Raw genomic sequence first — 23,425 nt, forward strand, 5'->3', positions numbered from 1 at the left:
ACTGCCAGACGCCAGCATCTTACGCCTTTTGATGCACCAGCAAGCCCTTCAGTTTATCAACAGCTTTGGCGATGGCGACCATTTCTTCCGAAGGAATCTGCTTCAGGACTTCTTTTGTTTCGGAATCCATCACTTTAACGATGGTCTTTCCAGTGTCGTTGTCGACGCTGAAATTGAGGCTGCTATTGAGCGTGCTGGCAGCAAAATCGTTCATGCTTTGTACCGCTTCCTGCACTTGCTGCGGCGAAGACTCATTTTGTACTGCGGGCTGAGTGGTTTCGCTCTGCACTGCCTGAGTTTGCTTGGTAGCAGCCTGAGTTTCTGCCGGCATTGAAAAAGCCGGGGCACGATTGCCTATGGACTGGATACTCATGTGCTTCTCCTTCCTGATGTGAAAGCAGGCGCGTTAGCTTTGCCGCCAACGCGCCCCATAAGTCGAGCTAACCCGGAAACCGGGTAACCGGATTTATTGCAGCAGCGACAGCACGTTCTGCGGCAGTGCGTTGGCTTGAGCCAGCATCGCGGTACCAGCCTGTTGCAGAATCTGCGAGCGGCTCAGATTGGCGGTTTCAACGGCGTAGTCGGCATCCATGATGCGGCTGCGGGCAGCTTCGGTGTTTTCCTTGGCCGAGGACAGTTGCGACAGCACGCCTTCAAAGCGGGACTGGAGGGCGCCGAGGTCGGCACGGGAGGAGCTGACCGTGTCAATGGCGGAGTCCAGGGCGGACATGGCGGCCGTAGCAGAGGCGACATCACTGATGCTGGTCAGCGAGGAAACGTCAACCGAGCTGATGGTGATGGAAATCTGCGATTCGCTGGTCGTCGTCGAACCGATCTGGAAGGCGATGCTGCTGTAGTTGCCGTCGAGCAGCTTGGTGCCGTTGAAGTTGGTGGCGTCAAGAGCGCGGGTGATTTCGCTGGAGAGGGCGGTAAATTCCTTGTCCAGTGCTGCACGGTTGGCGGAATCGTATTGGCCGGATGCTGCTTGCGTGGCCAGTTCGCGCATACGCTGCAGGTGGGTGGCAACGGTGGCGAGGCCGGCTTCAGCCGTTTGTGCGGTAGAGATGCCGTCGTTGGCGTTACGCATTGCAACGGTCATGCCGCGGGACTGCGAGCTCATCTTTTCGGCAATGGCCAAACCGGCAGCATCATCCTTGGAGCTGTTGATGCGCAGGCCGGACGACAGGCGTTGCAGGGAAGTCTTCAGAGAGCTTTGCGACGAATCCAGATTGCGCTGAGCGTTCAGGGAAGCAATGTTGGTGTTGATGATTTGTGCCATTTTCGATCTCCTTGAGAGGGCTTGTTCGATGGTTCCACTAGCTTCGGCGTTTCATTCGCGAAGGAAGTTTCGCCGCTTGAAATCATTAACGGATGTCACTGCTGGAACTTTAGTGTTTTTTTGATTTTCTTGAATCTGCGACCAAACGGGTTACTGAAGCGGATCAGCCGTTAAACTTCCAAACTCGGATTCAAGAGGGCTGAGCTGGATATGAAATCGCGTCGCATGCATGAACTGGGGCTGGCCGAAGCCGCACTCAAGGCTGGAGATAATGAAAAGGCGGGGGGCTTGTTCGAGACGGTCGTTTCGGTTCAGCCGGATTGTCACCAGGCATGGTTCGGTCTGGGAGAGTTGGCGATACGGATTGGCGACAGTGATTCGGCGTTGCCTTTTCTTGAGCACGCGGCAGGTTTGGCCCCCAAGGTGGCCCAGTACAAGCGTCGCCTGGGCGAGCTTTATTGTCGCCAGGGCTTGATCGAGCAAGGGGTAGCTCAACTGGAGCTTGCTGTCGGACTGGCGCCAGAGGACATGGATATGCTCTGTGCCTTGAGTGGGGCCTATGTGGCTGCCGGGAACTGGGCCTTGGCCAAGCGGGTCCTGACCAGGGTGCTGGCCCGGAAAGGTGCCCAGGCCGGACATTACTGCCTGCGGGGCATGGCTTCCCAGCATCTCGGCGAGCTTGATGAAGCACTGGCCGATTTCAAGGTCGCGGCGCGCCTGGATTCGGGCTATGCCGACGCCTGGCTTTCGCTGGCCGATTTGTATCGGCTCAAGGGGGAGCTGGACAAGGCGACTCTCGCTGCTCAGCAGGCCTTGGTTCTGAATCCGGCTTCTTCAGCGATTGTGACGATTTGCGGCGATATCGAGCTGGCCAAAGGAAACTCCCGCGAGGCCGGACGCTATTTCCGGCAGGCGATTGATCTCGGTGTGGACACTCCCGAAGTCTGGGCCAAGCTGGGAATTGCCCTGGTCCAGTGCGGCGAGACGATTCCCGCCATTGATGCCCTGGAAAAAGCGCATGCACTCGGTGTTGCCGAGGACTGGATTTTCGAGCATATGGGCCTGCTGTTCACGACGCGTGGACAAATGGATGTGGCCAGGGAGAATCTGGAAATGGCGGTGGCCCGCCAGCCTGAAAATCTCAATGCATGGAATACGCTGATCGTTGTCTATACCAAGCTCGGGATGAGTGAAAAGGCCCGCCAGGCGGCCGAAAACGTTCTTGCGATCAACCCGCGGCACGTCAATGCCTTGTTGAATCTGGGCAGCTGGTTCTCCGATCAGGCGAGAAATGCCGAGGCGCTGGAACAGTATCGCAAGGCTCTGGCGGTCAATCCCCGATCGGCAACGGCCTACGTTAACTCGCTTTGGGTGCTGGTGCACTCAAGCGAATCGTCCGCTGCCGATGTACTTCACCTGGCGCGCGAGTTTGATCGCAATCTTTGCCTGCCGCATCGGCGGGAGAATGCTTTTGCCGGGCGAGACAGGACGCCTGGAAGAAAGCTGAGGATCGGCTGGCTGACCTCGGACTTTCGTACCCATCCGGTCGCGGCTTTTGTCTTGCCCTTTCTCGACCAGTTCGATGCCGGCAAAATCGAAAGCGTTGTTTATTTCAATTCGCCGGTTTCCGATGCGATTACCCAGCGCTGCCGCGCTGCGGTTGACCTCTGGCGCGAGGTGATTTCCATTGGCGACGACGCCCTGGCCGATTTGATCGAGGCCGACGAAATCGACATTCTGGTCGATCTGAATGGCAATACCGAGGGCAACCGCCTGCTCGCCGTTGCCCGCAAGCCGGCGCCGATCGTCGTGACCTGGCTGGGCTTCCCCGGGACCAGCGGCATGTCTGCGGTCGATTACATCCTGGTTCCGCCCGATCCCGTACTGGCGGCCGGTGCCTGGTGCAGCGAAACGCCCTGGCCTTTGCCCGACTGTTACGGTGTGCGGGGAGGTATTCCTGATGTGCCGGTGTTGCCGGGGCTGCCGTCCAGGCGAAATGGCAAACCGTTCATGTTTGGCTGTCTGAACAACTTTCGCAAGGTGAGCCAGGGCACGATCAAACTGTGGGCGGAAATCCTCAAGCGTGTGCCGGACTCCCGCCTGCTCGTTGTTGCTCGTGGCGGCACGGATGGGTCACTGGTTTCCTATATCCATGAGCAATTCGGACGTTACGGCATTGACGGTCAACGCCTCGAAATCAAGGGAATTCAGCCGCAGTTGGCGTACTTCAATACCTACAACGAGATCGATCTGGCGCTCGATCCCTTCCCGTTCAACGGCGGTACGACCGGCTACGACTCGATCTGGATGGGCGTGCCATTTGTCAATTGGCCGGGTGACATGTTGGTGTCGCGAATGGGCAAAGCGATTCTGGAAAATGTTGGCCTGGGCGAACTGGTGGTCGATTCGGCTGAGGCGTATGTTGACGTGGCGGTGGCGCTGGCTTTTGACCAGGCAAGGTTGCAGAATCTGCGAACCGGCCTGCGCGAGCGAATGCTGTCCAGTCCCCTGATGGATGCGCCACGCCTGGCGCGCGCTTTGGAAAGTGCATTCGGGGAAATGTGGCGACGCTGGTGCGGGAAATAGTCTCGCCTGCGTCATCTTGCGGATTCAAACAGCAAAGGGGCTGAGCAAATGTCTTTTCTCTCGCAGCAGCAACTGGAGTCGCTGGGGTTTCGTTCCCTGGGCAAGAATGTGCGGATCAGTGACAAGGCCGCCATCTATAATCCCGAGCAGATCGAAATTGGCGATCATTCGCGCATTGACGATTTTTGCGTTGTTTCCGGCAAGGTCTCGATCGGGCGCAATGTGCATATCGCCGTATTCTGCAACGTGGCCGGCGGCAGCGAGGGGATCGTCTTCGAGGACTTTTCCGGGCTGGCCTACGGCTGTCACGTTTTTTCGCAAAGCGACGACTACACCGGGCGGACGCTGACCAATCCGACTGTGCCGGCCCAGTTCAAGCGCGAGTTCAAAAAGGCGGTCAGGCTCGGCCGTCATTGCATTGTCGGAACCAATTCGCTGATTTTTCCCGGTGTCACCCTTGCCGAAGGCTGCTCGATCGGCGCGATGTCGATGGTGACCAAGTCGACCGAAGAGTGGGGCGTTTATTCCGGTATTCCCGCCCGCCGGCTGAAGGACAGAAAGCGCGACCTTCTGGTCCTTGAGCAGGCCTATCTCGATAGCGAGGGGCTTTAGCCCTTGGGCGCTCCGGCCGGTCGTTTTGTGGCGTAATGCAGGGCATCGGTAGCGCGTTTGAGCAGGTCGGGGTGCCATGCTTCCAGCAGGATGTCGGCGTCCGCTAGCCAGGCTTTTTTCCCCTCGGCAGTGGTGCGCGCACTTTGCTGCGGATCTTCGGGATCAAACTGGTCAAGTTGCTGCTGATACTTGGCGCAGAAGCGTTTGGCCTGCTCGCTGTGCTGTTCGTTGAATTGTCCTCTCGATTCGTGAATGATCGGGATGTCACAGCAGACGCCAAGCTTGTAGCCGGCGAGATAGGCGGCATAGCTGAAATCAAGATCGTAGAGATGGAAACTGTCGAAGGTGCTGGCATCAAAACCGACGTTTCTGGCTAGTTCACCGGTCGAAATCATGCACAAGCCGTCGATCGCCTTGATGCCACCGATAACCGGCCATGCCGAAACGCCGAAGATGTCGAGGCTGAGCATCCGTTGTTTCGGTGAGGCGTGCGACATGACGCCATGCAGGTGCGGGGCGCCAGCAGCGAACCACGTTCCGTTGATGATCCGGCTGCTGCCGACAAATCCGAGCAGATCGAACTTGTCCAGACGCTGCCTGATCTTGCGGGCAAAGGCACGGTCGAGAATGAGGACATCGTCGTGCGAGAAAATCATGATTTCCCCGGTCGCCTTTCCGATGCCCCGGTTGTAGCCTTCCGCCAGCGAGCGGGCATCGTGGATGCCGATGATTTCGTGGTCTTGCCCGCTCATCAGGTTTCGGTAGTTGGCGCAGGCGCGCGCAAACTTGCCGGCATCGACGCTGCAGATGATGATCGAGATTTTTCCGGCGGTCATTTTGCTTGTCCAAAACAGGTGTTGATCAGCGCCTTGCCAAAGTTGTGTGCGAAATCTTTCTCGGCATTCTTCTGGCTTGCCTGCAATGACGGGCGGCGTTCCAGTGCCTGCGGCTCGTGCGCAAGATGCATGGCAATTTTCAGGTATTCCGCTTGGCTGTCGGCGATCAGGTGGTCGAGGCCGCTGTTGCGCAAGAGTGCTGCCGGGCGGCAAGACCAGGGAAGTGGCGAGGCGAGGGCGATGAACGGCGTGTTCATCCAGAGCGCAGTCGCCAAGGCCTGACCACCTGTGCCATGCAGCGGCGCCAGGCCAATGTCGGCCTCTTTCCATGCCGCGCAGAGTTCGCTGGTGGATGTGGCAGAGATGAATGCAAGCCTGCTTGCGGCAACGCCTTGCCCCGAAAAAATGTCACTGATGAACTCGGCTGCGGGGGGGGCAAGCTCCTCCAGATTGATGGTCAGCCTGCTGTCCGGTATTGCGGAGAGGAGTTGCGCAAAAAATCGCCAGTCGCCTGCGCCAATTTTTCCGGCCGGGCTCAGGCAGGCAAATTGGGGATGCCCTGGTTGTGTGGTCTTGCCAGCGCTGATTGCCGGCATGGGGGGGATTTCACCCACGCCGTCCAGGGTGATGATGCTTGCAGGCAGCACCCCGGTTGGTATCTCGTTCAGTAGTGCCGTGCCGGCAATCGGGATGATTCCGGGGCAATGCCAGGGCAGGATCTCACTCCAGGATGCCTTGAACGGCGCGCTGGCGCCAAGGAGCAAGTTGAGCCTGTGCCGGTGGTCAAAGCCGTTCATGTCGATCAGGACGTCGATGTTCAGCGCAGCGATGGCCTCGCTTGCGGCGGTGTCGTCCATGGCATCGATTGATAACCAGTAGTCGCAGAGTACAAAGCAGCGCTGCGTGATCGCTGTCATTTTGTCCGTTGGCGAGTTATCGATGACCGCGGTGCGGAATGTTTTCGGGGGGAGGTGCAGCAGCAGGGCTTCAAGTCGAGCAGAGGCGATGCCGGGCGCAAAACTGCTGACCAGGAAGCCGATGAGCAGCGGGCGTCGGGGAGGCCGCTGCTTGCAGGGGGCGGGCGTCTCGCCATGCCTCCGTTGCCTGCCGATCCAGGATTCAAGTTCCGGGTAAATGCTTTCCGGGGACGCGCCACTGTCAGCCAGCAACTGGATGGCTTCTGCGTGCCGGTCCGGTTCGTCCTGCATGCGTCGGCACAGTTCGGCAAGGGCGGCGACATCTCCGCGCTGGCGCAGCATGTCGAGGAGAACCTCGCGGATGTTTTGCTGGGCGGTCGACGGGATTTTGGCCCCGCTTTCCAGAAGTTCGATCGCTGCAGCGATGTTGCCATTGCGGCGCAGCGACTCGGCCAGTGCCGGGTAGGCGCCGAAGAAATCGGACTGCTGCATGACCGCCATGCCGAGATATTTTTGCGCTTCCTTGGGGTAGCCAGCCTTGAGCAATACTTCGCCCAGTGCGGCGGGCAGTTCGGGACGTTCCGGCGAGAGTTGCCTGGCTTGTTCGATGAATGCGGCGGCATCCTCCAGCAAACCCTGATTGGCGCAGATGAAGGCCAGATAGGCATAGACGAGCGCCTCCTCGGGATCGGTTTCCAGCAATATGCTGAACATCTCGGTGGCGGCTTCGTAATCTGCAGCGTTGTAGCGCGCAATTGCCTGGTCCAGGGTGGCCGTACGGGGACGGGCGAGCGGCGCCGTCATCTTGTTCTCCCGGGCGCGGGCCTGGGTTGTCGTGATGAAGGAGGCGAGCTGGCTCCAGAACTGCTCTTCGAGCGCCTGGTATTTTTTCTGAGCCAGAAACACGGATTTCTTTGCCGTCTCGATGTCGACCGGATCAAGCCCCCAGGCTGACCCATCCGGGCCGAGGTATTCGCTGGTGCGTTCGGGGAGCATGATGTCGTTCGGAATATAGATGACAGGGCAGCCGCAAAGCAGGGCTTCGTAGCAGGCGGTTGAGTGCTCGTAGGTATAGAGCAGCTCGGCCTTGCGATAGAGCTCGGCAAGTTCTTCGGGGGAGCGGCGTTCGACGCGGAATGAGATTTCGGTCGATTGCTCGGTGACCGGGAGCTGGACGCCGCCCCGTTTGAAAAAGCGATTGACGAAGAGCAGGGTGCCTTCGCGTTTTTCTTCTTCCGGCTTGGGTGGCCAGTAAATTGACGAGTCGATCAAGGGCAGTTCGAGCAAGTCGCCTTTCATTCCTTGCGGGATGATTTCCATGCTCAGGCTGAAAATCATATCGGAGGGCTGCCAATCCGTTTTCTCACCCGTCAGAAAGCCCGGAATGTTGAGCAGAAATCTGGCGACGTTCCTGAGTCCGAGCGGATTATCCCGGGTCACTTCGGGGTAGACGACAATCGGCTCGACTCCGGTTGTCGTATGCCGCTGGATGATCGGGTCGGTCAGGCTGGGCGTGCGCAGCTTGTCGGCAACCTTGTCCGTCAGGACATAGGCTTCCTCCCCGGCCAGGTTCAGGGCATGACACAGGTAGTGCATTGCGCGCACGCCGCCGGAGTTCTCCTCGTACGGCGGGGCGTAGATGTAATAAGGCGCGTTTGCTTCGCCAAAGAGCTTTTTTGTCGTTGCCATTTTTGGGTCTCGGTTCATGCCCGGTTCAAACTAAGCCTTGTTTGCCGGCCTGTAAAACTGCCTGATCTGCTCGCAGACTGTCCGGACCTGTTGCGTCGTCAGCTCGGAGTAAAGCGGCAGGCGCAAGAGGCGGGAAGAGATCCGGTCGGTTACCGGCAGTTCGCCGTTGGCGCGGCCAAAGCTTTGGCCGGCCGGTGAGCTGTGCAGCGGCACGTAATGGAAGACGGCAGAAATGCCGGCGGCGCCGAGGTGCTGGATCAATGCGGCCCGTTCATTTTCGTGGCGGGTGACGAGATAGAAGATATGGGCATTGGTCTCTTCGTCCTCTCCCATCATCGGCAGCGCGAAACAGCTTTCGGCGGCCAGGGCCGCGAGTTGCCTGGTGTATTCCTTGTACAGCTTGCGGCGGTGGGCGTTGATCCGGCCGGCATGTTCCAGCTGGGCGTAAAGGAAAGCGGCGGTCAGTTCGCTGGGCAAAAAGGATGAGCCGATATCTACCCAGGTGTATTTATCAACCTGTCCGCGCAGGAAGGCCTTACGGTTGGTCCCTTTCTGCCAGATGATTTCGGCGCGCTCGATCAGTTCCGGATTGTTGATGAGCAGGGCGCCACCTTCGCCGCTGATGACATTCTTGGTTTCATGAAAACTGAGGCAGCCCATGTCGCCGATGGTGCCCAGCGCGTGGCCATCTTCATGCGCCAGGATTGCCTGGGCGGCATCTTCGATCAGGAACAGGCCATGGCGCTGGCAAATTTTCTTCAGTTCGTCCATGGCGCAGGGTCGTCCGGCGTAATGGACGGCCACGATGGCCTTGGTGCGCGGCGTAATGCTTGCCTCGATCAGGCGCTCATCAATATTCAGCGTATCAGGCCTGATGTCTACGAATACCGGCACACCGCCGCGCAGGACGAAGGCATTGGCAGTCGAGACAAAAGTGAAGGAAGGCATGATGACTTCGTCGCCAGGGCCGATGCCGGCGAGAATGGCGCTCATTTCGAGGGCGGCCGTGCAGGAGTTGGCGAGCAAGGCCTTGCGGCAGCGGAGATTCTCTTCCAGCCACTGGTGGCAGCGTTTGGTGAACATGCCGTCGCCGGCAATGGAGCCATTCATGACCGCCTGAGCGATGTAGAAAAGCTCTTTGCCGACGATGAAAGGCTTGCCAAAGGGGATGCGGACATTCGTCATGTAGGGGTTCCGGGCGTAAGTACTGGCGTGAGGTTGTTACATGGTGGCCGGGCTGGTGCGTGCCATCAGCTGCTGACCACCCGGTTCTTGCCGGTTTTCTTGGCTTCGTACATGGCCTCGTCGGCGCGCTTGATGACGCTGGCTTGGCTGTCTTCCGGCAGCATTTGCGTGACGCCGGCGCTGAAGGTGATCAGGACTTTCTCGTTGTCGTGCATGAAGAATTTCTTGGTCAGTTCGCGCTGCAGGCGGGTGAGGGCACTGATCGCATCTTCCAGCGGTGTTTCCGGCAGCAGGACGATGAACTCCTCGCCGCCGTAGCGGGCCACGGTGTCCTGCGGGCGCAGGGTTTCGCGGCAGACGGTGGCGAGGTGGATGAGGGCTTCGTCGCCGGTTTCGTGCCCCATCGTGTCGTTCAGTTTTTTGAAATTGTCGATGTCGAGCAGGCCAACGCAGAGCAGTGTGTCATGGCGTTTCGAGCGGGCAGCTTCCTTCTCGAACATTTCTTCCAGGCCGCGCCGGTTGAGCGTACCGGTCAACTGGTCGTAACGCACCAGATTGCTGGTGTTTTCCAGTTCGGCTTCGAGTTCGCGTATGCGCGCTTCCGATTCCTGCACTTTTTTCTGGGTCGAGCGCAGCTCGTCGCGCGAGCGCAGCGCGTTGATCTGGATGTTGCGCGTTTCGTGCATGACTTCGCCGAGCACGCTTTCCAGTTCGCTGATGTCGTTGGCGGCGCTGATCTTGCCGGCGTAACCCTCGATCTTGTCGTGGTAGTCCGAAGTGACCTCGGCAAAGTTGGCGAGCTGGTCGACAAAGCCGGCCAGCATCTGCTTGATCGACTCGCGAGCGTCGAACAGGCTGGCCTTGAGCATGCTCTGCTTGTAAATCACTTCCTTCAGGCGGCGCTCGGCATCGTCGACGGCGCGCTGCGACAGCGGCTTGTCGATGATTTCACGGACGACTTCGATCTGGCCATGCAGCCAGCGGTCGTCGAGCACCAACTCGGTCATGTTCTCGACCAGCAGGCGCAGCAGGCTAAGCAGGCTGCGTCGCAGCTCGGCCTGATCCTCGGCGAGCAATTCGAGCTTGAAGGCAAAACGCTTCAGGCGGGTGAGAAAATCGGCGATCTGGTCTTCGTTCCTCGCCTTGCGGATATCCGCGGCGAGCGCCTTGGCGTCGGTCGACAGCACCGGGCTTTCAACCAGTTGGGCGGCGATGGCGGTTTCCAGCGTGAAGGCAAAGAGTTCGCGCAACTCCGGCAGCAAATTGGTCGGCTCAGCGGTCGACGCCCGGGAAACGGCATTTTCTGGCGGGGCGGGTTCGCTGCCATTGCCGTTTTCCTGCTCGCGGCCCTGGCCCCAGGAGCGCAACAGGTTCTGCAGGCGGGTGAACAGCGTTTCCGGGTTGTTGGCGCTGCTGCTCAGGACGTGCTCCAGCGACTCGCGCTTGCGGGCAACGGTCAGGCCGACGTGCTTGGCGTCCCACTGTCGAACGAGGTCGGTAATCAGCTCGGACCAGGTCAGTTTCTGGACGTCGGTCAGGGCGCTGACGAACTCGACCAGGCGGTTGCGGTAATCGTCCCAACTGCCGGCCTTGACTGCTTCATCGAGTTGGCGGGCGAGCCGCAACTGTTCGTTGCTGGCCTTGGGCAGTGCGGCGGTGAGCGTGCGCAGTTGCTTGTCCGGGAAGGGCTCGGGGGCGGCCTTGATGCCGGCAATTTCCTGGTACAGGGTCAGGTAATTGTCCGGCGTCGGGGGAACGCGACGGGCCGCCAGCAGGCGAAGCGTTTCGCGGGCAATTTCGAATGGGTTGCTTAGCGTGCTCATGTTGTTGTGCGATCGATCAGGCTATAATTCGGCCCGATTGTTCCGGGCCCCCGTAGCATGAAGGTCGTGCAGTTGATTTGTAATCATCAGGTAGCGGTTCGATTCCGTTCGGGGGCACCAGTAAAATCAAGCATTTAAGCCACTCTCTGGAGTGGCTTTTTTGTTTTCCGGGCTTGGCGTAGCTTCGGCGTAGCTAGATTCCATCAATGCTCCCTGATGTTTATCGAGGTTGATGCGCGATGATAACCGCCTGTCGACCGGCGGAGAACGAGATTTACATCGGCAGGCGCGCTTGCCCATCTCCGGTATCAACACTTTCCCGCAACTCCTTCCCTGCCTTGAAGTGGGGTACCGACTTCGCCGGCACAGCAACCGTCTCGCCAGTCTTAGGATTCCTGCCGGTGCGCGGTGGTCGGTGGTTCAGGCTGAAAACGCCGAAGCCGCGAATCTCTACGCGATCGCCGGCCGTCAGCGTGTCAGAAATTGCGGTGACGATTTCCTTTACCGCTACCTCGGCATCCTTGGCTGTGAGTTGCGGGAATCGGCTGGCCAGCAGCGCCACCAGTTCAGAGCGGGTCACAGCCAATTTCCTGCAGCGTTGCGTTTCGCTCTCTGCTGATCGACCCACGCCTCAACCTCGGCCCTCACCCACTGCGATGTCCGACCAACTTTGATCGGCTTCGGGAAGCTGCCATTTTTCACCCATGAGTAAATGGCTGACGTTTTGACACCCGCCATTTCCTCAACCTCAACGATTCGCATCCATGGGCCACCAGGTGTTGCACTTCTTGCGCGTTTTCGTCTTGGAGTATCGTCACCCAAGGGACTTGCTGGTTTGACGAGATCAGTCGGAGGCGCTGCTTCGACTGGCTTTGGAGCCTCGTAAAGGTGTCGCCGTATCCTCGATGCGATAATCAGGTCAATGTCGGGCATGGGGATCATTCCGCATTCGTTGAGGCGGATTTTCTTCGCCGCCATCTTTCTGACCAAGGCGTCCATCGTTATCCCGAGCATTTCGGCTGCTTGTCCTTGCGTTACATGAATGGGGCGCGGGTGCGTCTCGGCATACAGGCGAACTGCCTGAAACGCGATGTCTAGCACTTCGGATTGGTTGAGATATTGCAACTGCTCCATTTTTTCCTCATCTGTCAAAGAAAGCACCCGGCACCTGGCCGGCGTAGAGGTAGCGCCCCCGGTAATGGTGGTCAGCTCTTCAGGACATCCCGGTTAATCTCGAATCCATCGCGCACTACCTGGCCGCAGCAGGGACACTGCTCTTTGCCTTCTTCCTTGGCTTTTTCCAGTCGTCGCTTGGCGGCGTAGACCGCCTGTTCTGTTATGCCAACCTGTTCGGCTGCTGCATAGGCGGTTAATCCCCCCGTCACTAGGTCGAGTGCTTGTTGTGTTCGGCTTTTCGTTTTCATTTGCAAACTCCATCGGTCGGGGTGAGAACAAATTCTAGCACAACACAATATATTGACCAACACAACCTGTTGACACAATACATCATGTTGTGTAATATTCACCCGTCGCAGCAAACAACGAAGCCGCAGCCAGTAACGGACCAGAACACAGGCCGCCAGGGGCGCAGGGAACCAAGACATCGAGCCTGCTAGCCGCCGTTGATAGAAGTCGTGGAGCAGGGAAATGCGCATGGTAGGCCGGTGACTATCCGGGAGCCCAGCTAGCGCCCAGATGCCGCAAACAACGAAGCCCGGGGGTGTCTCACCACCTCCGGGCCTCTGACCGAAACCGATCAACAGGAGATCAATCATGGCTAAGACCAATTCTACCGCCGTCGCCGCCGCGCTCACTAACAACCAGATCAAGCGCACGGTCGACAGGCTCGCGGCCCTCAAGGCACAAATCGCCAACCTCGAAACCGAGGCCGACAACTTGGTCGACCTGCTCAAGTACCAGGGCAAAGGCGTCTATTTCGGCAATGCCCACAAATTCATGGTCACCACCGTCACCGGCAAGCGCCTGGACTCCGCTCTGGCGCAATCCTTCCTCACGCCGGCCCAGCTCTTGAAGTGCATGAAGACCACGTCGACCACCTCCGGCCGGCTGTACGCGCTGTAATCAGATCTCCGCCGCTCACCTGGGCGGCGGCAACCCTGAGGAAATGATCATGAACACAAACGCCCCCACTGTAGCTTGCCCGGTAGTTCCAGTGATCGCCGGCTTCTTCGTTACGGCCTCCACTGAAATCAGGGCTCCTAGACGAATAATTTCCCCAGGGGAATACATCTTTATCGATTCAGACATGAAGCCAGAGGATGGAAAGATGGTTCTCGCCGGCAATTGCCTGGAGCTGTGGAATGGGCAGCCCCAGATACGTGGCGTTGCGGTCGCCATTTATTCCGATGAGACCTGACAGCATGAGCACCGAAATATCCAACAGCAAAGGGGGGCGAACTGCGAGACGCGCCATAAAACGAGCAGCAAAGCAGTCGATTGCCAACCTCGGCACCCAGTGCTTTTGTGTTCTCTACCTAAGAGGCGGCAAAGAGCGCAGATCCCCATGGTTCAGCGCGCGCAGCAGGGCGCACCTAGCTCGCGAACTACTGGCGGCCAAGTACGGGCCAGCCATCGTTTACATCGACTGACTCGCCACCTATCGAATGAGCATGCGCCAGGCTGGGCATGCTCAATTGCCACCATCCGTTGTGCACCTCCTGATGATTTCGGTAACGTGAGTTTTTCATGGTGCAAGGAGCATTCTGCACCGGTGGCTTGGGGCAGGAGGCTCACGGTGGGCATGGGGAATAAAAAAACCGCCCGAAGGCGGCTTAGTGTTTAGATGCTTGGCGTTTCATGCTGCCTTAGGTAAAGCCTGCTGAAGGGCCGGGCAACCGACCTTAACTTCCTTTTCTTCGTTTGTGTCCATCGACTCCAGGGCGATCAGTTTCAGCTCGCTATCCACCCAGCGATGCAGCACCTGGCGAATCAGCGGCTGATAGCCAAGCCCTCGGTGCTTAGCGATGGCCTTGAGGCTTTCCAATACCTCGATTTCCATGCGAATAGAGATGGGTTTGAGGCCAAATGCGGCATCAATTGCGGCCTCGTCAGCGGCCTGCTCTTCCGGCGAAAGCGCTATTGCAAATTTGGGGTCTTTGCCAAGCGGTCCTTCTTCCCATGCTTCCGGGGTTCCAATAATTTTGTCAGTCATTTGTTTCCCTCGCGGTATGCGTGTCGATCGTCGGCGTCAGGTTCGTATGCAGTCTTGATATGGAATTCGTCACGGATTGGCATGTAGCAAATCTTAAGTTCTCTTCCAAAATTGGTTTCGGCGATGAACCAGCGCGTCAAAGGATTTGTGAGGTGCTCTTCTCGGCTTTCGATCAGGATCTTTCCGTCTCGGTTCGCAAAGCATTCACGAATTTCGTGAATGCTTACCCCGTCGTGTTTCACGTCCAGCTTTTCCCGGACTCGGGACGAGATGATGATCTTCATGTCTTCCATTGTATATACAATCCCCCAGAACGCAAAATTATAAAGCCCGATTTCTCTGATCCGATTGGCACATTCGCCTTTCGCCGCGATCCTTTATCCGTAGGTGATACGAGTGCTTCAAATATTGCCCCTGCTCTTCGCGGGCCTTCATGGCTTCCGAAATTGATTCTGAAATCTCAGGTTTTCGTGGCAACCTTACTTGCTAATCTCTCGGCGCGGTCAGCTTCGTCCCATCACTAAAAACAACCATTTCGGGCTTCCAGACAACTTTGTATTTGTCGTCCGGCAACTCGAGGAACTTTCGATCGTTGTCCTTGGACATCCCGTATTTCAGCGAACGCCCACCGGTCCACGTCGATGTACCGCCAGCCTTGATGGTCGTGTCGTTGGAAATGTTGAAACCAACCAGGTGGTCGCCAAACAGGTCTTCGATGTCGACTGTTCCCTTTACGCCGGCAATGTCTTTGCCTGAGTTGTTCTGATACCCAAAGGTTACCGAAAGAAATTCATCCATCACCATGCCGCTATAGCCGCTTTCGATTTTTGATTTCTTGCTGATCACGGTAACGAGAATCGCATCACGCATCGTTGCCATAGCCTGGTCTCTCTCAGCCTTCAGCTTTGCCTTAAGCGCAGCCTCTTCGGCCTCCTTAGCCTTTTGCTTCGCGATGAATTCAGCCTGCTCTTCGATCGCCTTGCCAATAGTCATGCCCTCCGGAATCGGATCAGGCTTGATACCAAATAGACCTTTGGCTGCTACGCTCATGCTGTGCCGCATAATGAAAGCAACAAGCAGTTGCTTCTCGTCCGCGGAAAGCTTTTCGATTGCCGGTTTGATACTTTCCATCTTCGAAACGTCGGTTGGGACGATTTCATTTTTTGGATTTGAGCAGCCGGCAAGCGATGCGGCAAAAACCATGGCCAGCAGGAATTTATTTTTCATTGCGACCCCATCGTGTCCTTTTATTCTGGCTTCGGCGAAACCTTCGATGGATTTTCATCTAATCGTTACGTGCCAACAATAAGACAAACGGCATAGACGAGGCGCGCCGGGGCTCTCGTCCCAGGTGATGGACATCCACTGCTTGCTGCTCTTGGTAATCTCGGTGCGCTTCTCGCGGGCTTTCATGCGCTCGGTGCGCAATGCCTGAACCTCAACATTTCTCAACAGGCGCTCGCCTTGCAATGATGCTGTTTTCGCGGAATAGCCAGCCCGGACGGACGCTACAAGTTCGCATCCTTTCTCTGCGGACCGGCGGGCTGCATACCAAGTACGAATAGCGGCGTTCGTACCGCCTCAGACGCGGTCCGTTCGATATTACGCATTACGGCTTGCGTAACGCTCTGCGTAACGCCGCATCGAATCGGCGATGTCATCGGCGGCTGCTTCCTCAATGGTACGAAGTGCGATGTTCGTACCATCGTTCGTACCGCCTGCAACTGGTTCGCACTTCGAACTGCGAACCAAGCTTCGAACCTTCAAAAACCGCTGCTGGTTGCCAAGGTCTGGGGGCGGCTTTCCGTGGCAACCTCGCATTTGGAAACCCGTCGATTTGCTGCGTACCGGGCTGCGTACCTCGGGCCTGCGTACCGACATTTCTCTGTCACAGGCCGGCTGTTACATGGCATTTGTCTGGTAACCGCCCGTTGGTAACCAGCCAACCGGAGTGCTCGAGCAGGCGTTTTCGTGGATACCGAAGTGGATACCTCGCGCCTGGATACCTGCGACCGCCGCCCCCGTCCCTGGTTTCAAACTTTCCTTGAAACCTGTTGCGCAAAGGCCTGAACACTAACATTTGCTAACATCCCCTAAAAACGCAACGCCCTTGCCGCCGGGGTAGTTACCCATGCTCCGTTGGTCATGATGCGCACGCACTGGCTGTAATCCATCGCCGTCCCGTTCTCATCAGCCTTGCAAATCTCTTTGGCCGCGGCGATGCAGCGCGCCCCAAGGTCGATGTCGTAGGCAGCCTTGTCCATGCAGATGCTCCAACCAACCGCGGGGATCGCCACCTCGTAAGCCTGCCGCCGCATGTACGAATAGGCGCGCTCCAGATAATTGAGGCATCGAGCCGCCCCCTTCTGATCACCGGCCGCGATGCCCATATCCTCGCACTGCTGACGCTGCTCTTTGAGCATCACGTCCTTGTGCATGGCCAGGAACATCGCGCTGTATGGCTTGGGCTCTGGTGTAGCCTCGCCGTTTGATTGCTGGCACTTTTCCCACTGGCGCTCGTTGCCTGCCTGGCCTTCGTGGCCCCAGCACCATCCACGCCTCTCGATTGCGGCATAGGCGGCATCTCGTTTCTCGCAGTGCTTGGCTGTTGCGGCACTATCTCCAGATCCACCCCGGCAAAGGCTATTCAGCCTATCGGCTTCCGCAATATCTTGCTGAATGCTCGCCGCAACGGCTGGTCGACCGATGCAGAGGCAGAACAACGCAATCAACAAAGCTGTACGCATCATCTCTCCTGGTTGCAGTCGGGCTGCATGGCTTTTAAATAATGCGCCACACATCAGGAAAAGAAAACCCGCCCAAAGGCGGGTAATAGCACAGGTCGCCCCATCACCCCCGGCGCTTTATAGCTCCAAAATAATCGCTCCCCAAGGGGAAACGCGCCGAAGATTTTATGCTTGGTCTAACTGACGCATCGATGGCCAGGCAAACCAAGTCTGAGTACCAGGCGTCACCGCGGGTGTCGCCGCTGTGCTCCGCCAGCATCACATAGTAAAGCCCGTCGTTATTGACCTTTGCGAGCGCCTCGGCATTTTCATTTCCGAGCTGCTGTTTAACGCCAAGTCCAAACCGGAATCCCTGAATGCTCTTGTTGTCGAGCTTGATCGCTTGGCCGATCTTGATATTCGGGTTCAGCAGGACGCGAACATTGATGCCGTTCTGGGTTTGTGTCGGCAATCCGATCATGCCGGTCGCCGAGGTAATCACCGGTATTTCGCCTTCAATGTATGAGGTTTCCGGAACCATCTGCAGTTTGCCGTCCTGAATACTCCAGGAGGTTTGCGTGTTTTCAGCAACATTCCGCAGGGCATCGCGGGACATGCCGTAAATCACCTTGCCGCGCGGCAATGGGTTTCCGGGGAGGTCTGGCACGTGCCCGGCAGTTACACCATGCCTGGCCATATCTTTCAGGATTGCTGACACCTCGTCATTTGGCGTGCTACCTGCAGCGAGCGACATTGCCGTAACCGAGTAGTTGTAGGCGCTGTCACCGTCGGCGGCCGTGATGTCGAGATAGGTATCGGTCGGCGACTCGCGGCCGTGCCTAACTTGTATGATCTCACCGTCGAACAGGACGCCGAAGTTTCCGTCGTAGCCGCCCTGAACAACGATGCGCGTGAATTCCGGCTGCGGCAGTGTCTGGCGGATGCGGTCGGCCGTCTTGTCGGACACGTTGTAGATCCGGATGTCGGCGCTGTTCGGGGTCTGGAAGTCTCCACGGCGGGTCGAAAACTGGAACCGAAGTTCTGACAAGTCGAGGGCATGCTCGTCGACATTACCAACGATGAGGCTGGCTTTGCGCATGTACTGTTTAGTGCTCATTTTGAATTTCCTTTTCCCTTTTGTTTGTCTGGCATTTGGCTGTTCTTGCTGAATTTTTTGGAGTCGCCCATCAATCGACGGAGGAACTTCACGATCACCGGCGGAGCAAACCTCAAGTCGATCAACCAATGATCACCAAGCCTCGGCACGGAAAGTTTTACCGCCTCTCTAGAGGCGACAAGGTGAAGGAAAAGCGGAGCATCAGACATCGGCAGCGTGGCATTCAGAACCTTTCCATCACCGTAACCGGTAAGCGTCTCCGGTTTGCCCTCGAAAAAATCGATGATCAGAGGCATTTCATCCCCCTTTTCGAATGCCCAGCTTTCCTTGTAGAGGGTAATGGCGAGCAGATCCCTCCCGTCTCGGGCCTTGATTGCGATGTTCCGCGGATCGCTTGCGTTATCCGAGACAGCCATGGCGGCAAAGACACCGTCGACGATATTTTCATCAACGAACTGCCAAAGGTAGGCGGTCTCAAAAATGTGCTTATTGGTCATTTTTACCCCCTTTACTTAACAACGCCCCCGGCGTTCCTTGCCAATCTCTGATTGACGCGATCTTGTTCGCCGGCAACAGCTTGGCCAGTTGCCGCGGCATTGCTGCCATTCACGTTGATGGTGGTTGTCTGAGCGATCTGCACGGCCGCCGCGCCGCGCAAAGCCGCTTCATCCGCTGCATTTTTCGGGCGCTCGTAGTGGCGACTCATCACCTGGCCGGCAAATTCCGCACTCTGTGCCGCACGAAGAAGCATTCCTGCCTTTCGTTCTGCGCCCTGGGTAAGTTCGTAATTGACGAATGCGGCCTGCTCGTCTGCGGTCGATTGCCGAATGTCCTTGCCGGCCCACTTGGCAAAATTCGCCTGGCGGTCTGGGTGCCACTGAGCAAGGCCATAGGCTAGGCCGCTGTCGCCGACGGCACCGGGATTGAGTCGGCTCTCCCGTTGAAGATTAGCCACCATGCCGGCGGCCTGCTCTTTGCTCCAGCCCATACCCATGAAGAAGCGAACAGGATCAGCCAAGAATCCAGACGGCTTTCCTGTCCTTGCAACCGAAGTCTCCGGCGATGCCTTTCCTGCGGCCCCGGCCTTCAGGCTTTCATCCATGCCGTTGACCATGGCTTTTGCAGCCTCTCTAGCCCCCTTCTTGTCACCACTGACCAAGCGCGAAAGCATCATCACGCTCGATGTTGCCCTGAACCCAAAGTCAGATATGTAATGAGCTCCTTTCCCGAGAGAATCGACGAGCCTGGATACAACATTTATCGTCTCTTGAATCGCAGGGTTGTACTTGTCGATAAACTCAAGGGCGCCAAGCCCAACAGTCACGCCAACGGCCTCAATCTTTGTTTGAAGCTCGCGAAGTTCGACCATGAGCTTGTGGGCATCCTTGCTTGCCTGGTCGTAGCCGGAGTCCTGCAGCAAAGCCCGTTGCTTCTCCAGTTCGCGGGCAAAGTCGCCGTTCATCATGGCGCGCAGCGTGTCTTCGCCGATCCCGAGCATTGAGCTGTATTGGGCGGCCAGGTAATACGGCTTGTTCTTTAGCGCGTTGCCGAGATCAGCCATTAGCTCGGTGGTGTCGCGAAGATTCCCGTTCGCATCCCTTGTCTGAATGCCAATGCTTGCGAGGAAGCCCTCTGTTCCAGGCTCTTGCCTGAGCATCCTTGCGAGGGATTGGACAGACTGCAGCGCATCGCCCGATGCTGCACCGAAGTTCTGCGCTGCCTTCTCGAATGCCTTGAGATTGACGGCGCTGGCCCCAGCCTTCTGGACGGAAAAATAGACCGCCTCCATGTTGCTGGCGAACTTGTAGAGCGCCGCGATGGTCGCCGAACCGGCAATAGCCGTAACAAGGCCGGCGACTTGCTTGGTCGCGTTTTCCACACCGTCCGAGAACTTCTTGAGCGACCGTTCGTCGGTCTTGAATCCCAGTTGAACCACAAACTCGCGGATAACTTCAGCTTGTGCCATTTCGATTTCCTTTCGATGATTGATAGATACGTACTGATTTGGATTTTTCTGCCACGTCAATTTCCTTCCTGAATAAACAGACACACGGCTTTCGCCGTGTTCGTCTGGTCGGCTATCTCGGTACTGGACTGGATCCAGTTGGGACCGAGTCCGTTTGCACCTTGGCGGCGTATCGCCGTAACTCCCAAAGCAATGCCAGCGCATCGCAAAGGTGCGAAATTCGCATTTCCCGAACGGCAACCACCGCCGCCTCATCGGCAGACATACCCGTCTGCCGGTAGCAGTAAGGCGGCACCTGACCTGCGGTGATGGTTTGGGGCGCTGCGTTGCTCTTCATCGTTGAGCCTCCTTTGTGTTGATCCGGATGGCCTCGGCCTCGATCGAGAAGAAATCAGCCCAGAGGAGGTAGCGCTCTTCGTGGTCGTCGATGGCCGCCGGGATTTCGACACCCGCCGCGACGATCACCGTGTAACCGGCTCGCAACTGATCTGGGCCCGGCGTCAGGTCGCGGCGCAGCATCTCCTTGAAGTCCTCCATGTCGGCCGGCGTGAATTCGCCCCTGCGCACGCGGTCGACCGCCCACGTGTCGAAGTCGTCGCGAAATTTTCGGGTGACAGTCGCCATCAGAATTCCACCTCGTCGGTTTCAGCCATCAGCGCCATGGCCTTGGGTTGATCTGCTGCGCATTGCAGGTAGGTCTGGCTGCGGCGGTCGAACCAGAGGGGAATGCGCCCCTCCCATTCGCCGTGGCGGTGCTTGCAGACGATCATCAGGGCGTCGTGTTCGGCATCCTTGTCGTGTCGCCCTTCCTCTTGCGCCAACTCTTTGCCGCGATTGCGCCAGACGCTGAAAACGTTGTCGGCCAGATCGGTGATCGAGGTTGAGCCGCGCACGTCGAATTTGCCCGGGGGCGTCAGTTCGTTGGCCCCTTTCCGGCTGTGCGCCAGCAGATGAACAGCCTGTCCGGTGTCGTGGGCATGAGTGGCCAGCGCCAGAACGAACTGCTTCTGTGCGTCGTAGCCATCCTCGGCGATGCCGCAACTGAGCAGGTTGTCGATGATGAAATGGGTCACCCCGTGCAGATCCCAGCAGTACCTGGCAACGGCCAAGATCCGTTCAGGGCTGACTTCGCCCATTTGGGCATAGAGCCAGAGGCGGCCATCGGTCCAAGCGTGCAAGTCGCGGACGTCGCGCGCCAGTGGTGAGTTGCTGGCGAAGGCCTGCCGGCACATCCGCTGCATCGTTGCCGCCGGCTTCATTTCCATGGAAGCGACACAGACTCTCTCGCCCTGGGCCATCAGCCCCAAAGCCACCTGGCCGATAAGCACGCTTTTTCCATGGCCAGACATGCCGGGCCAAATGCTCAGTTCGCCGCGGCGCAGGCGGACAGTGTTATGGGTCCGGCTCCAAGGCAGAGCGGCGCCGGTGACGGCGGCCGGCCGCTCGAATGCCTGGATGACCTCATCCACCCAGGCGGAAGCCGGCAGCACCATTGCTGATTCGTCAGGGCCTTGCAGGTAGGCGTCGAAATCGAAGGTGTCGTCGATCACGTTCATGCTTCCGCCCCCCAGGCTGCGCCGAAGGTACGGCGAAAGCCGGCGGTAGCCATCTCAACCAGGGCAGACTCGAATCGGTCAGCGTTCGCCATCGCCCGGCGTTTCACCTGTTCGGCAATCTGCAGCAGGCAGTCGCTGGCTGTTTCGCTTGAGCCCAGCCCCGCAAGTGCTGCACGCTGCGCCGCGCCCATACGCCGGCCGGCTTTGGTCCGGGGGCGGTAGCCGTCGAGCAACACGTTGATGCCGTCCTGCCGATCGGCGAACCAGACCGACAGGGACGCAGGCGCCGCGGCATCGATCGCCTTGGCGATGTTGGAGAGGTTCGGCGTGTCAGTGCTCGCCACGATCAGGGCAGGCAACGCGACCAGGAAGCGCCAGTCGTAGCTGCGCGATGGCTGGGCAACGATCACCGGGTTTGTTTCGCGCAGCGGACCGATGAGGGAAATCAGCAGCATGTCTGCCGGGCGCTTTCCGGTGGAGCGCAGGGCGACAATCTCGGCGGCACCGTAGGGAAGACTCTGGGCGCTCATGCTGGAATCCATCCCATGGTCTCATCGAAGATTTCGTCGGCGCCCCAGCGCTTTCTGGTGTCGCCTGGCTTCGGCGAAGTGGTGGCCGGTGTCTGACCAGCAGCCTGCGGCGCTTCGTCCTCCCAGCGCCGGCCGTTGAGCCAGGTTGCCGGGTGCGGGATGAACTGGCCGCCATCCTTCTTCCAGTCGAGAGAATCACTCTGCTTCCCCAAGGCTTCCATCAGGCTGGCGAGGACTTGGCCGGCCGGCTTGATCTTCTTCCAGGCTTTCAGGGCCTGGGGCTTGGCTACCTTCTTCGGGTACTGTTCCCAGAAAGTGGCGAAGCCATCATCTGCCGACTCGCTCGCCGGAGGTGAGCAAGGGTTTTCTTCAGGAATCAGTAATAGGGAATCAGGAATCAGCCCGACGACTTCCGAAGTTGCACCATGTTTGCACCCTGCTTGCATGGTGTTTGCACTGTGCCCATCCCGATTTTCTATGACGGTTTCTGCTGTGCCGTCATTGGGGGGAATGGTGCTCTGCTTCTCGTCCTTGTGTGGGTTCTGGTGCTTCCCGAAATTGACCACCTGAAGATAACGAGTGCCACCGGCCTTGTATCGCTCGATCATTCGAATCCCGGCGAGCAGTCCTAGCAGCGCGTCGCAATCCATGTTGTCTGCGGGAAACAACTCCATCTTGATCTGTTTCGGACGGTCCTCAAGGCGGCCGGCGCGATCGGCTATGGTCCAGAGTCCGATAAAAAGCAGCCGAGCCTCGAATGGCAGCTCGACAAGATCAGCATTTCTGAAAAACCCCGGTTTGATGTTGCGCGCCCTGGCCATGTCACACCCCCGCCATTCGGGCAGCCAGTCGGCAGGCCTGCGCGTATTCAGCCGGCGACAGGTTCGGGTGGTTCGCTTCGATCCAGCGCTTGGCCTCGATGTATGCCTGATGGCCACGGCCGATCACCAGCGGGATAACTGCTTGGTCGCGGGCAGCCATTACGCGGCCCTCCGGTCCTGATCCAGATCCATCTCGATCTGGCCAGCAGCAGGATGGTCGTCAAGGAAGCCGGGGCGCGGCCACTCTGGAGAGCCGAGCGAGTAGCTGGCCACATTGCGCCGAACAGAACCGCGAAACTCGACGGCCGGATGGATCGTGGTGAGGATGTTGAAGCCTGCGGCCCGGAGGTCATGCACACGGGCGGCCGTCTCTGGAATTGCGTGATCGGCGGTCAGGGTGAAGGAGAGGACCGGCTGCTGTTCGCGAATCAGGCCGAGAACCTGGGCGCATTGGCCGGTGACCATCGGCGGGGCAGGTTTGTTGTCGGGAACCATGGCGGCCCCTATGCAACGTTGCCGGATGCTAGGCGCTCAACTTCTGCGGCATCCCAAAGAAGGCGGCCATTCGGCAGCTTGACCGGGCGCATGCCCAACCAGTGGCCAAGGCGGC

Annotated in this window: 27 protein-coding genes and 1 tRNA gene; 5 read left to right on the forward strand and 23 right to left on the reverse strand. The window is 58.2% G+C overall.

Annotation, left to right across the window (positions count from 1 at the left end; all coding sequences use genetic code 11):
- Positions 1–19: 19 nt before the first annotated feature.
- Positions 20–373 carry a flagellar protein FlaG gene (locus KIG99_RS14415; protein WP_226460775.1) on the reverse strand — a complete coding sequence of 118 codons (354 nt, stop codon included), beginning with the start codon at positions 371–373 and terminating at the stop codon, positions 20–22.
- A 93-nt stretch (positions 374–466) separates the two neighbouring features.
- Positions 467–1,279 (reverse strand): flagellin N-terminal helical domain-containing protein, encoded by an 813-nt coding sequence (locus KIG99_RS14420; RefSeq protein ID WP_226460776.1) that lies wholly within the window; start codon positions 1,277–1,279, stop codon positions 467–469.
- A 210-nt stretch (positions 1,280–1,489) separates the two neighbouring features.
- On the opposite strand from KIG99_RS14420, the gene KIG99_RS14425 reads away from it, so the two are divergent.
- Both KIG99_RS14425 and KIG99_RS14430 read left to right on the forward strand, forming a co-directional pair.
- Positions 1,490–3,865 (forward strand): tetratricopeptide repeat protein, encoded by a 2,376-nt coding sequence (locus KIG99_RS14425; RefSeq protein WP_226460777.1) that lies wholly within the window; start codon positions 1,490–1,492, stop codon positions 3,863–3,865.
- A gap of 48 nt (positions 3,866–3,913) precedes the next feature.
- Complete coding sequence (locus KIG99_RS14430; RefSeq protein WP_226460778.1) at positions 3,914–4,477, forward strand: acyltransferase; 564 nt, start codon at positions 3,914–3,916, stop codon at positions 4,475–4,477.
- Here KIG99_RS14430 and KIG99_RS14435 read toward each other — a convergent pair.
- The 4 genes from KIG99_RS14435 to KIG99_RS14450 all read right to left on the reverse strand — a co-directional run bounded on the left by KIG99_RS14435 (position 4,474) and on the right by KIG99_RS14450 (position 10,927).
- Positions 4,474–5,313 (reverse strand): glycosyltransferase, encoded by an 840-nt coding sequence (locus KIG99_RS14435; protein ID WP_226460779.1) that lies wholly within the window; start codon positions 5,311–5,313, stop codon positions 4,474–4,476. The two genes, KIG99_RS14430 and KIG99_RS14435, sit on opposite strands and share 4 nt — an antisense overlap.
- Positions 5,310–7,919, reverse strand: a complete 2,610-nt coding sequence (locus tag KIG99_RS14440) for a tetratricopeptide repeat protein (protein ID WP_226460780.1) — start codon at positions 7,917–7,919, stop codon at positions 5,310–5,312. The genes KIG99_RS14435 and KIG99_RS14440 overlap by 4 nt, the downstream gene beginning before the upstream one ends.
- A gap of 30 nt (positions 7,920–7,949) precedes the next feature.
- A complete protein-coding gene (gene rffA / locus KIG99_RS14445; RefSeq protein WP_226460781.1) occupies positions 7,950–9,104 on the reverse strand; it encodes a dTDP-4-amino-4,6-dideoxygalactose transaminase in 1,155 nt (384 codons plus the stop codon).
- A 65-nt stretch (positions 9,105–9,169) separates the two neighbouring features.
- A complete protein-coding gene (locus KIG99_RS14450; protein ID WP_226460782.1) occupies positions 9,170–10,927 on the reverse strand; it encodes a GGDEF domain-containing protein in 1,758 nt (585 codons plus the stop codon).
- 46 nt (positions 10,928–10,973) lie between these two features.
- On the opposite strand from KIG99_RS14450, the gene KIG99_RS14455 reads away from it, so the two are divergent.
- Positions 10,974–11,047: transfer RNA gene (locus tag KIG99_RS14455), tRNA-Thr, on the forward strand.
- 154 nt (positions 11,048–11,201) lie between these two features.
- Here the strand turns inward: KIG99_RS14455 and KIG99_RS14460 are convergent.
- The 3 genes from KIG99_RS14460 to KIG99_RS14470 all read right to left on the reverse strand — a co-directional run bounded on the left by KIG99_RS14460 (position 11,202) and on the right by KIG99_RS14470 (position 12,351).
- Positions 11,202–11,507 (reverse strand): integration host factor subunit beta, encoded by a 306-nt coding sequence (locus tag KIG99_RS14460; RefSeq protein WP_226460783.1) that lies wholly within the window; start codon positions 11,505–11,507, stop codon positions 11,202–11,204.
- A complete protein-coding gene (locus KIG99_RS14465) occupies positions 11,504–12,061 on the reverse strand; it encodes a helix-turn-helix transcriptional regulator (protein WP_226460784.1) in 558 nt (185 codons plus the stop codon). Before KIG99_RS14465 ends, KIG99_RS14460 begins: the two co-directional genes overlap by 4 nt.
- A gap of 71 nt (positions 12,062–12,132) precedes the next feature.
- Positions 12,133–12,351, reverse strand: a complete 219-nt coding sequence (locus tag KIG99_RS14470) for a transposase (protein WP_226460785.1) — start codon at positions 12,349–12,351, stop codon at positions 12,133–12,135.
- 349 nt (positions 12,352–12,700) lie between these two features.
- Between KIG99_RS14470 and KIG99_RS14475 the strand changes: the two genes are divergently transcribed.
- Together KIG99_RS14475 and KIG99_RS14480 are read left to right on the forward strand one after the other, a co-directional pair.
- Entirely contained in the window at positions 12,701–13,009 is a 309-nt protein-coding gene (locus KIG99_RS14475; protein ID WP_226460786.1) for a hypothetical protein, read from the forward strand.
- A 49-nt stretch (positions 13,010–13,058) separates the two neighbouring features.
- Positions 13,059–13,304 carry a hypothetical protein gene (locus tag KIG99_RS14480; RefSeq protein ID WP_226460787.1) on the forward strand — a complete coding sequence of 82 codons (246 nt, stop codon included), beginning with the start codon at positions 13,059–13,061 and terminating at the stop codon, positions 13,302–13,304.
- A 438-nt stretch (positions 13,305–13,742) separates the two neighbouring features.
- Here the strand turns inward: KIG99_RS14480 and KIG99_RS14485 are convergent, their stop codons facing one another.
- From KIG99_RS14485 to KIG99_RS14550, 14 genes are all read right to left on the reverse strand, one after another.
- Entirely contained in the window at positions 13,743–14,099 is a 357-nt protein-coding gene (locus KIG99_RS14485) for a BrnA antitoxin family protein (RefSeq protein ID WP_226460788.1), read from the reverse strand.
- The gene (locus KIG99_RS14490; RefSeq protein ID WP_226460789.1) at positions 14,096–14,383 is read right to left on the reverse strand and encodes a hypothetical protein; all 288 of its coding nucleotides are present in this window, start codon (positions 14,381–14,383) and stop codon (positions 14,096–14,098) included. The genes KIG99_RS14485 and KIG99_RS14490 overlap by 4 nt, the downstream gene beginning before the upstream one ends.
- Positions 14,384–14,585: 202 nt before the next feature.
- Positions 14,586–15,326, reverse strand: a complete 741-nt coding sequence (locus tag KIG99_RS14495; RefSeq protein WP_226460790.1) for a hypothetical protein — start codon at positions 15,324–15,326, stop codon at positions 14,586–14,588.
- 54 nt (positions 15,327–15,380) lie between these two features.
- Positions 15,381–15,662 (reverse strand): terminase small subunit, encoded by a 282-nt coding sequence (locus KIG99_RS20885; protein ID WP_226461842.1) that lies wholly within the window; start codon positions 15,660–15,662, stop codon positions 15,381–15,383.
- Positions 15,663–16,192: 530 nt separating this feature from the next.
- Positions 16,193–16,846, reverse strand: a complete 654-nt coding sequence (locus tag KIG99_RS14505; RefSeq protein ID WP_226460791.1) for a hypothetical protein — start codon at positions 16,844–16,846, stop codon at positions 16,193–16,195.
- Between the two features lie 103 nt (positions 16,847–16,949).
- Positions 16,950–17,942: a phage protein gene (locus KIG99_RS14510; protein WP_226460792.1), complete on the reverse strand. Its 993-nt coding sequence runs from the start codon at positions 17,940–17,942 to the stop codon at positions 16,950–16,952.
- Complete coding sequence (locus KIG99_RS14515) at positions 17,939–18,439, reverse strand: hypothetical protein (RefSeq protein WP_226460793.1); 501 nt, start codon at positions 18,437–18,439, stop codon at positions 17,939–17,941. The genes KIG99_RS14510 and KIG99_RS14515 overlap by 4 nt, the downstream gene beginning before the upstream one ends.
- An 11-nt stretch (positions 18,440–18,450) precedes the next feature.
- Positions 18,451–19,968 carry a phage tail tip lysozyme gene (locus KIG99_RS14520; protein ID WP_226460794.1) on the reverse strand — a complete coding sequence of 506 codons (1,518 nt, stop codon included), beginning with the start codon at positions 19,966–19,968 and terminating at the stop codon, positions 18,451–18,453.
- Positions 19,969–20,241: 273 nt separating this feature from the next.
- Entirely contained in the window at positions 20,242–20,532 is a 291-nt protein-coding gene (locus KIG99_RS14525) for a hypothetical protein (RefSeq protein ID WP_226460795.1), read from the reverse strand.
- Positions 20,532–21,464, reverse strand: coding sequence for a DnaB-like helicase C-terminal domain-containing protein (locus tag KIG99_RS14530; protein WP_226460796.1), 933 nt, complete (start codon positions 21,462–21,464; stop codon positions 20,532–20,534). Before KIG99_RS14530 ends, KIG99_RS14525 begins: the two co-directional genes overlap by 1 nt.
- On the reverse strand, positions 21,461–21,994 hold the full coding sequence (locus KIG99_RS14535; RefSeq protein WP_226460797.1) for a hypothetical protein: 534 nt from the start codon (positions 21,992–21,994) through the stop codon (positions 21,461–21,463). Before KIG99_RS14535 ends, KIG99_RS14530 begins: the two co-directional genes overlap by 4 nt.
- Positions 21,991–22,815 carry a hypothetical protein gene (locus KIG99_RS14540; protein ID WP_226460798.1) on the reverse strand — a complete coding sequence of 275 codons (825 nt, stop codon included), beginning with the start codon at positions 22,813–22,815 and terminating at the stop codon, positions 21,991–21,993. The genes KIG99_RS14535 and KIG99_RS14540 overlap by 4 nt, the downstream gene beginning before the upstream one ends.
- 1 nt (position 22,816) lies before the next feature.
- Positions 22,817–22,975 (reverse strand): hypothetical protein, encoded by a 159-nt coding sequence (locus tag KIG99_RS14545; protein WP_226460799.1) that lies wholly within the window; start codon positions 22,973–22,975, stop codon positions 22,817–22,819.
- Entirely contained in the window at positions 22,975–23,310 is a 336-nt protein-coding gene (locus tag KIG99_RS14550) for a helix-turn-helix domain-containing protein (RefSeq protein WP_226460800.1), read from the reverse strand. The genes KIG99_RS14545 and KIG99_RS14550 overlap by 1 nt, the downstream gene beginning before the upstream one ends.
- Positions 23,311–23,425: the final 115 nt, after the last annotated feature.

It is taken from the genome of Quatrionicoccus australiensis, assembly GCF_020510425.1.
GTDB classification, from domain to species: domain Bacteria; phylum Pseudomonadota; class Gammaproteobacteria; order Burkholderiales; family Rhodocyclaceae; genus Azonexus; species Azonexus australiensis_A.